At 59.7% G+C, this 9,501-nt stretch carries 2 protein-coding genes and 1 pseudogene; 1 reads left to right on the forward strand and 2 read right to left on the reverse strand.

What is annotated here, in order from left to right; translation table 11 throughout:
• Positions 1–76: 76 nt before the first annotated feature.
• Both GHO42_RS19590 and GHO42_RS19595 read right to left on the reverse strand, forming a co-directional pair.
• On the reverse strand, positions 77–3,841 hold the full coding sequence (locus GHO42_RS19590) for a dermonecrotic toxin domain-containing protein (protein ID WP_095031343.1): 3,765 nt from the start codon (positions 3,839–3,841) through the stop codon (positions 77–79).
• 96 nt (positions 3,842–3,937) lie between these two features.
• Positions 3,938–9,157 carry a dermonecrotic toxin domain-containing protein gene (locus tag GHO42_RS19595; protein WP_153328523.1) on the reverse strand — a complete coding sequence of 1,740 codons (5,220 nt, stop codon included), beginning with the start codon at positions 9,155–9,157 and terminating at the stop codon, positions 3,938–3,940.
• A 188-nt stretch (positions 9,158–9,345) separates the two neighbouring features.
• Here GHO42_RS19595 and GHO42_RS19600 point away from each other — a divergent pair.
• Positions 9,346–9,501, forward strand: a pseudogene (locus GHO42_RS19600) (cobalamin biosynthesis bifunctional protein CbiET); the annotation flags it as partial.

Raw genomic sequence — 9,501 nt, forward strand, 5'->3', positions numbered from 1 at the left:
CAGGCAATACGCTATTGCAGGTCGCGCATTATGCCTGCTTTGGGCGAGTGCATGAAAAGCCTGCCGGACGGAATGACTACTCCCGTGTATTAACCTCGGGCAGTTGTGGATGATCCCGGCCCAGACGGGTGATCAACAACACCACGGAATCGGCATTGGCCAGCATGAGGTCAATGCGTTTACGAGCATCGTGTTTAAAGATCGGCCGCGCTTGCTCAAGGGTCCTGACACCGCTAAGCGCCTTGATTTTGGCCTTGCCCGGGTTAGCGGGTATATCCGCCCAGGTGCGCTCTTCAGGATCAAATTGCTGAAACAGGTGCTCGGTCGAGATATAGGGTGAATGGCAACTCTGGACGATCTGGTTAAACGACTTGATCTGGCTGCCCAGGGGGGTTGATTCATCCAGCAGGTCCTCGTAAGGAAAGCCGGGATTCAGATAGTTGATGTCCTCGGTATCAAGCGCCTGATGGCTGATCTCATGCAGCATAAAGGCCGCCCGATAATGCACGTTGGTCCTGAAAGGTGGCTGGGTGGCTTTCACAAATGCCTGGCTCAAGGCGTTGGGTGTTTCAAATAGAGTGCTGAAAAAATGCTCACTCAAGTACAGGCGCTTGTGCAAATCCCAGCGGTGAATCCAGGCGACGGCCTTGTCGTTGAACCGGGAGCGGCAGACCACGTATTTACTGGAAGTCAGCGGCGACAGATCGGGATGCAAAAACCTCGCAAGCAGGGGCCCGATCGTTTCATTGAGTCGGTCAAGCAACGGCTGATCAACGTGTTCCACATCAAAGAACGTCTGTATCAACGCTCGGTTCCGGGCATTCTGCGTCCCCGGTTCGAGCAAGGTGTGCAGGGCGCTTTGACTGCGCTGCAGGTAGGTGACGGCCTGGGCATGGGCCTCGCGAATGGCCTGTGCCTTGTCAGGAAAACGCCGCTCAATGCTGGCCATGCCGATGGCCTGCATCTCATGGGTCAGGCGGTCGGATATCGAAGCCGTGGTCGACAGCACAGGGCCGCCCCCCAGTAGCGGTTCCTTGAGATCAAGCTCCCAATGCTCACGTTCGTTGATTTTTACCAGCGGCCCTTCGCGGCCTTCTCCGATAAAAATGCGCCAGCGCTCGCGCCAGGCCTGCACCTGAAAAACATGCCCGCCCAGCAGCACATAGTGAAGACCTGTGCCCGGGTGACGGTACAACCGGGTCAGGCTGTCCTGCTTGAGCTCCAGCAAGGCCACATCATTGGCCTGAAAGGGTTGCAAGCCGATCTCCTGCTCAGGCGTGAGGTGCACCGCCACTTCGGACTGCGGCTGACGCAAGACTGTCGGAGTCACTGTTTTCAGTTGGCGCAGTGTCAGATAACCACTGCCTATCTGTGCCAGCGACGAGGCAAAATCAGCCACGGCTTCACCCCACTCGCCTTTTTGCGCGGCCTCGAAACCCTGCTGCACAAAACCCGCCGTTTGCCAGACCACCATGGGAATACTCAGCCTGGCAGGCAAAAACATCAACGCAGTCGATGCAATCAACGAAAACAGGTATTTGAATGACTCCCAGTCGGCTTCGGCGGAGGTCTTCGACTGGGCGGCGGCCATGTCCAGCAACAGGTGGTAGTTGTCGACATACAACTGTTCAAACAGATTGCCCGCGATGGGCCTTGGCGCCAGGGTCGGGGGGGCCGGCCTGAGCATGAAACTGCCGAGGGACGCGTCCACATACTGCGGGATATGGGGCTCCACAAAACCGCCATAGTTGTAGGTTTTACGGGCCTCGGGCTCAAGACGCTGGAGCACCAGCGCCTGCAGGTCCGTGTTGATACGCAGGTCGTCGAGCAAGGCGGCTTCGTTGTTGTACGCTTTGAATGTAAAGCGCTCGCTGTAGTTGACCCACAGGATCTGCGGCCCGGCGCCTGACTCCACAGGCCCAATGATGTAGAGCCCCCTGGCCCGATCAGGATCGGCTTCGGGCTCGGCTACCAGCTCAAATGGCCGGACGATGATCGGCATTCTGTCCAACGTCAGGCGGGCCGCTCCATCTGGCATGTTGATGACCTGCTGTATGTACCGATACGCCATCTCCTGGCCAGGGTCGATCAGTTTTTCCCGCAGGGCCTGTTCCATCACCTGCAGCGAGAGCTGCTCGGAGAATTGTTGTTGGCGCAAGGTCACCCCCGGTTTTCCGGGCGCCAGCTTGTCTTGCAACAAAGCACGGTAATGCGCGCCGATTTCCAGTTGTCGGGTCAGTCGTTTTACATACGTCGCATTCAAGGCCGTCGGCAACGCACTGCCATTAGGGACTCGCAAGGAAATCGCGCCTGCATTGAGCCGGTAAAAACCGTTAAGCGAAAATTGCGTGAGGGTCTGAACAGTGCGCGTCGTCGCCGCTGGCAAAAAAGAGGGCGTGCTACCAACCGGTACCGGGGAAGGCACATAGGTGTCGATCACCACCTCGATCGCATCCGGGTCTGGCGCCTGCCCCGCGAAGTCGAGCTCCAGACGCAGTTTCAGTAACGCGCGGGCGTACTCGGCAAGCGGCGGGATATCATGCAGGTAGTTTTGCTGTTCCTGCCCTGCCCCTGGATAGCGCTGCAGCAACCCGGCATAAGCCAACTTGTCTGCCTGCGAGGCGTTTTTCAACCACTGCGGTATTGCCGCCTCAAACGCTTGCAGGCGCGCCATTTCAACCACAGGCTCCAACACCAGCCCTGCCCGACCTTGTACCAGTTCACTGTGGATAAGATTTTCAAAGGCTTGCGCCGACAAGGGGATGGCTTGAGCCGTACGGCAGGCAAAGCCGGCGTCCGCCAGCACCTTGGCAATAGCCCGTAGCTGGGTCTCTCGGACAAAGTCGTGTTCAACACGTTCGAATTGAAGCCCGCCAATTTTCCCGTTAGCGGTGCTGTCCAGCCAGGCCGTAACCTGCGGCTGCGTGCCCGTGCTGACATGGCTCAGCAGTTCCCAGCGCCGTGCCTTGTCCGCCAGGCGAGCTTGCAGTTGGGTGGTGCACTCGCCCACCGACGCAAAGCCTTCGAACCCCGAACCCGGGCTCCAGAATATGGCCCGGCCGGCAGTTGCAGGCTGCTGACCACCGCGCTCGGTGAACAACAGACAGTTGACGATATCCAGCCCGGCCTGTGCGCCATTGATTGATAGTGCAATGGCAAACACATCGGGAACAAACCCTGCCAATGCTGGACGCCGGGCGCTCACCGGCTGGCTCAGCACCGCGCCCAGCACCGCCAGGTCCGCCGCTGAAAGCCGGTTGCCCGATTGCATCAGCTGCAATTCGGCCCGCAGCATCGCCAACCTCAGGGTACACAGCCTGTCGATCAACGTATCGGCCCTCAGCGGTGGGGCCGGGGTATAGAAAAACGCACGTAGCTGATTGACATACCCCTGGAAAAACCCCGCTGCGGCCTGATCCATGACGTTGATTAATTCACTGCCTGAAAGTGGCTTGGGCGGATTGAGATCCGGGGTATCCAGCAAGTGCAGGCCCGCCTCTATTCTTTCGGGATCACGCGGCAGCGGCTGTAGTCCGGTGACCTGTTGCAACAATGCTTCCATCAGCGACACCGGCTCACGCAAGCCAGCGACCCGTAACCGCATACGGTCGAGCTCCAGCACGTCATGCCCCGCGCGGGCCAGCGCTTTCACCAGCCTTGAATACGCATACGAAAACGGTGCAGGCCATGGCCGCAACAATTCATCAACCTGGGAAGCGATGTTCATTAACTGCATCACCAGCCCCTCGGCCTGCCCACTGTTGCCAGCAGCCATCGGGCGGACATTGAAGGTTTCGTTCGATGCAGAACCGGAATTAAATGTGGAAGTGATTGCCTTCATGGGTGATCCCTCTTCGCTTGCGGACAATGCACAACACGCTATCGCGCCCCCGGACGACAACGGCACTACATAGATACCCGGGCACTTTCCGGGGGATCAAACGACAGCGACAGTTGCCGGTTTGAAGTACCCGAGCCAGGTAATCAACAACGTCTGAGAGTCGGCATTCATCAGGATCACCCTCTCGCGAAACACCGGGTCACTGAAAAACCGGTCACGCACCTCTTCGATGTTTTTGCTGCGGGTCTTGTGGATCAAGCTGTGTGCCAGCTTGAAAGGGAGGGGCAGGTAACTGCGCCGGTTGCTGTACTTCTCCTTGAAAAGATCTGCCTTGCGAATTTCGGTGGTCAGTTGACGATAACGGTGATCCTGCATCTGCCTTTTAAGCGTACGTATCTGACCATCCCAGTCACGCTCGGGAACCAGCAACTCTTCGAAGGGATGGCTTACACCCAGATAATTGATATCAATGGTGCCCATGACCAGGTGGCTGAATTCATGGAGCAGAATGGTGGCCGTCGAATGCTTGACCCGGTCGAACTCGCGGCCGTCCACCCCCATCACTGACAGGCTGAAAATCTCGTCGGCCGAGGCGAAGTAACCCTGAGAAAAAAGCACGGTCTTGCGTTTGATCACGCTGCCCAGCGAAGAAACTCGCGCCACTTCTCGCGGGTTGGGCGGTGAGTACAAGCCGTAGCGGCTGGAGTGCTGTGGTGAAAACTCGGTGGATTGCAGGGCCGTCAGCAGTTTGTCGACGATGCGTTTGAGCTTGTCGAGCAAGGGGTCGTCGATCTGGCTCACACTGAACACCCTGGCAAGAAAGCGCCGGGTCTGGGCATTCAGCTGGCTGGCGGACCCGACTGATTGCAGGTGTTCCCTGCAATCAGTCAGATAGCGAATAGCCTGTTCGTGCGCCTCCCGAATCACCTGGGCCTTGCGTGGCTGCAGACGTTCGATGGCAGGCATGCCCAGGACCGTAACTGTGTGCTCCCGGCCAAACGAAACGCTCCCCGATGTACCCGACCGCGTGCCCAGTGCCTGACCACCGCCTGGCAACGGTTCCTTGAGATCGAGTACCCAGCGCTGATGGGGGCTGCGTTTGACCAGAGGGCCATCGCGGTCTTCACCAATATGAATACGCCATCGATCCTGCCAGGCTGCGACTTGAAACACCTGCCCGTCCAGAACGATAAAGCGGTGGCCTGACTCGGGGTCAGTAAACAACCCGGAGCCAGTGTCTTCATGCAGATTATCCAACGACACATGATTGGCCGCATAGGGCCGCAAGCTGGCCTGCTGTTCACGGGTCATGGTCTCCAGAGGGGCCTCGAAGGCAGCAACGACGTGAGGTTCCCCGGTTGTGCGCCTCAGTGCGCCATGGCTACCCGCGATCATCAACAACGCCGTGGCAAAATCAAACACGGCCTGCCCCCAGCGATCATCTGCCACGGCCTGAGCAGCTGACTGTGCACTGGTCTGGGCCTGCCAGATCATCAAGGGCACACTCAGCTTGCCCGGCAGAATCAGCAAAGCAGTGTCCGCCAGCAGCGACAGCAGATACACAAGGGAAGCCCAGTCCGCCTGCGCTGCGCTGCGGGCCTGGGTACGAGCCAGGGCCAGCCGCACATTGAGGGTGTCGACGTACAACCTGTTCAGGCAGTTACCGGTCAACTGGCCGGGATCGAGGCTGGCGGGAGGATTGGCCACCTGCGGCGAGCTCAAGGTCGGATCGACATAGCCGATATGCGGCTCGCGAAATCCCCCATATTCATAAATTTTACGAACCCGGGGTTCCAGCCGCTCCAGCACCTCGTCCTGCAAGGCTCCAGAACCGTGCAACCGATGCAGAAAATCGGACTGGCTGCTGTACTCTCGAAGCGCAGGCCCCTTGCCGTAGAGCACATACAACACCTGCGGCCCGCTATCCAGAGCAGCCGGACCAATCAGGTACATGCCCTGCGCCCGGTCGGGATGACGACCGGTTACGGCGCGAAAAGCCAGTGGCCGCACGACCAGCTCGATGCCCTTGAAGCGTTCGCGGGCTTTGGCGTCCGGGCTGTTCAGTACATGCTCAACGAAATCATGGGCCGTCAGGCTCAATGCGCCCTTGATTCGGGCTTGCAGCGCGTCTTCGAGCACCTGCGCAGGCAGCTGCTGACAGAACAAGCCCTGACGCCGTGCAGCCCCCTCATGGCCCGGGGTGAGCTTTTCGACCAGCAGGGCCTGATAGCTTTCGCCAAGATCCAGCGAACGCACCAGCTCACTCACATAGTGGTCATCCAGCCCCGCAGGCAAAGGTTCTTCGCCCAGTGAGCGATAGCTGCGCACGCCAGAGTGCACATTGAAAAAATGACTCAGGGCAAAATACGTCAGCGATCGCCTCAGCCTGGAGACTGCCGCGCCTCCGGCGATCTCTCCGCCAGCCGGTCCGCTGTATTGCACCACGCTGATTTCGACCTTGTCCGGGTCAATTGCCACGCCCGGAAAGTCAGCCTTCAAGCGTGCCAACAACCGCTCGCGGGCATAGTCGAGCAGCTCGGGCACGTCTTGCGAATACCCCTCGCTCCCGGCCTGTTGAATTCGCAGCAGGATTCGACCGTAGGCCTGCTGGTCACTGGTCGCCGCGTGCTTGAGCCAGTCAGGCAAACCCTCACGGAACTGCCATTGGCGGGCGGCGGCGAGCGTTGCGTCAACATTGAACTGCGCCTGCTCCGACCAGTAGCAATCCACCTGGTTGACCAGTTCCGGTGCCGACACCTGCTGCACCACACCTCGCTCCAGCAGGAAGCCGATATCACTGAGGTGTTTTTCTGTCTCCCGGCGCTGGCAGGCTTCAAGCCAGTCGGTGTCGATCACGCTGGCAGTCCATTTCACATCAACGGCGGCCTGCACCCTTTCGCGCTCACGCAAGCTGATACAGCGCAACAGATGCCATTGTTCAACACGATCCCGCAAGCGGGCCTGCAAGGTCTCAAGGCATGATGCCAGTGAATCGAAACATTCCAGGCTCCAGGCTGCCGTCCACAAGACGGCTTGCCCGGAGTTGACGCTGTCAGTGCCACCGCGCCCGGTCATCACAAGGCAGTTGCGCAGCGTGATGCTTGGGCGTCTGCCGGGCAGGGTTAACGCCAGCTCGCAGACATCGGGGATAAACCCGTTGAGCGCCCGTCGTGCAAGGTAAGTCGAATGCTCCAGCACAGCCCTGACAATGGCACTCCCGTTACTGTCCAGGCGTCCGTCCATCTGCCTGACGAATGCCTCGTAACGCAGCGCCGAGCCCCGGAACCGGGCCAGTCGGCTAATCACGGTCGAACCCGCCAATGCGGCCATCCCCATATAGTAAAAACCGTGCAGTTGCTGCATGAATTGCGCAACGAGGCCCACAGAAGCGCGGTCGAGCAAGGCCAGGACGGCTGCGCCATCGGGGTAATGGATCGGCTTGATGTCCGGGCTGTTTTTTTGCACGCCAAGACGTATTCGCGCGCCATCGACCGGGAGCGGACTCCAGCCTGTGACCCGATCCAGCAACGCATCGACCAGCGGGATAACCCGCAACGGCTCCAACTGCTTGCGCAAAGCCGCGGTGCCATAAATACGCAGCACCAGATCCCCGGGGATCAAATGGCTCAAACCAGGCGACGCCAGATGCTGCTTGAGCCGTCGGTGGGCAAAGCCCCTGAGCTCGGGCCGGCCCAGCAGCATCAGGGCTACCTGCCCGTTGAGCACCTGCAGTTTGCTTTGGATCAAAGGTAACGTAGCGCTGTCACCTGCCGTAGCCGCAGCTGTCGCCGGGCCATCAAGCGCCAGCCGGGTACTCCAGCGCCCTTGCTGGTTGGGCTCCGTCAAGCGTGGGTCGAGCAGCGCACGCACATCCAGCCCGTGATCCACCACGGCATTCACATTACAGTCCTTGCCACGTATGGCACCGAGCAGAAAGGTAAAATCCCGCGCCTGCTTGTCGATGATGGAGCGCACACGGTTTTCGAACAGATCACCCTCGATGGTCTCGACACTCAGGACCGGGTCAAGCATAAGGCGCAATACCGGCCGCTGATCCCGTGACACATGACCGAGCAGGTTGTCTCTGTCGCGGGGCTCCTTGAGCCGTGCGAGCACCTGACCCTTGAGCGTCTCGTCATTGTCAAAGCGCTCAAGTGCAGCCTGTTCGCTGAACAAAAACAGCTCGGGAGTGGAGACCGGTACAGACACACTGAACAGCCCGGCCAGTTCTACCCTGGCGCCCCCCTGCCCCAGCAATGACAGCCGGGCGGGTCGCCATTGCCCATGGGCATATCGATCATCATTCAGGCGCGAGCGCCCCACAGCCAGCAGTGCATCGAACTGCACGGGATCAATCCGCCCCTCGTGACGAGCCTGTAACAACCCATTGAAAAACCGGTCGCCCATAAACTGAACAGCCAGCACCCTCAGGCTCAACCCTTTTATGTCCAGATACCACCAGGCTTCGAGTTGCTGCTGCATCACGGCCTGAATGCCCCCGACAATTTCCCTGACCAACTGGTACATGCGCACATCCAGCGTGGGTGATCGTGCTTGAGCTGCATCGAAGGCTACGGTCGGGCTCAGATACTCGCGGATGTGATTACCCGGCCACTCGCCTTTGCCCAGGTACGCCAGTGCCAGATCCAGAAGGATCATGCTCGACAACGGTGGCTGGCTGCCAGCCGTCGCCATCGCATAGCTGTTGACCTGCAGCGTCTGAGCAGACAGGCCCAACCCCTGGAACTCGTGCTCCAGGGCCAGCGTGAGCTGTGCATTGAGCACCCCGCGCAGGGACGGAAGATCGAGCAGGCGCGCCCTCAACAACTCAAGGTTGTGCAAACGCAGATCCTGCAACGAGCGTGTGCGATGCTCAAATACCCGACCCTCAATCAAGCACCGCCTGATCCTCAGGGAGCGCAGTTTTTTCAGGTCTTCACGCACCTCGATCGGCATAAAGCGCAGCAAGGTGTCACGTACCAGCGGGTCGGCCAGACGCCGCTTGAGGGTTGTGCGCAGCGCGGTTGAATTGGCGATGCGCTCCAATCCACCGAGAGGGGAATACAGGAATGCGCCCGGCGGGTTGCTGTCTGCCCGGGTTACGATGAAATGGCCGGCAAGATCGGCGGCCGGGGCGTTGTCCGCGCCAAGCTCAAGGGCATAGACATGCTGCGGTTGCACCGCAATGACCTGCTGCAGACAGATAAACTCTTGCGCCGTGAGTTGCCCCGCGGCATCGAGCCGCGCCAGGTTGTCCAGATACCCTGTTTGCATGGCGGCGAGCCAGTCATCCGGCTCAAGCTGATCATCTGTCACTGGCGACTGCCTCATAACCCTCGGAAGGCAAACCTTGGCCCGAATCTCCGGTACAACGGCATCAACCGGCTACCACCTGTAAAGATGAACTCTGGTGCAGGGCAAGGCGCGTTATCATGCGCACCTGTTTCCGCAGGGCCTTCGCCCGGTAGCGGAGGAACAACCCGGCGTTTATCAAGAGGATCGGCATGTCGCCCTGGCTAACAGTTGTGGGAATCGGTGAGGACGGCTTTGCCGGGCTGGGCAAAAATGCGCGCCGCGCCTTGTTGGGCGCGACCCGCGTAATCGGCAGCCAGCGCCAGCTCGACCTGCTGCCCGCCTGCATTCGCGCCGAGCGCCAGACC

The organism is Pseudomonas sp. FSL R10-0056 (genome assembly GCF_009600105.1).
Classification (GTDB): domain Bacteria; phylum Pseudomonadota; class Gammaproteobacteria; order Pseudomonadales; family Pseudomonadaceae; genus Aquipseudomonas; species Aquipseudomonas bubulae.

Bases quoted from the DNA above. Each gene is read 5' to 3' on its own strand.
- GHO42_RS19590 (WP_095031343.1), bottom strand. From the start codon at position 3,841: ATGAAGGCAATCACTTCCACATTTAATTCCGGTTCTGCATCGAACGAA.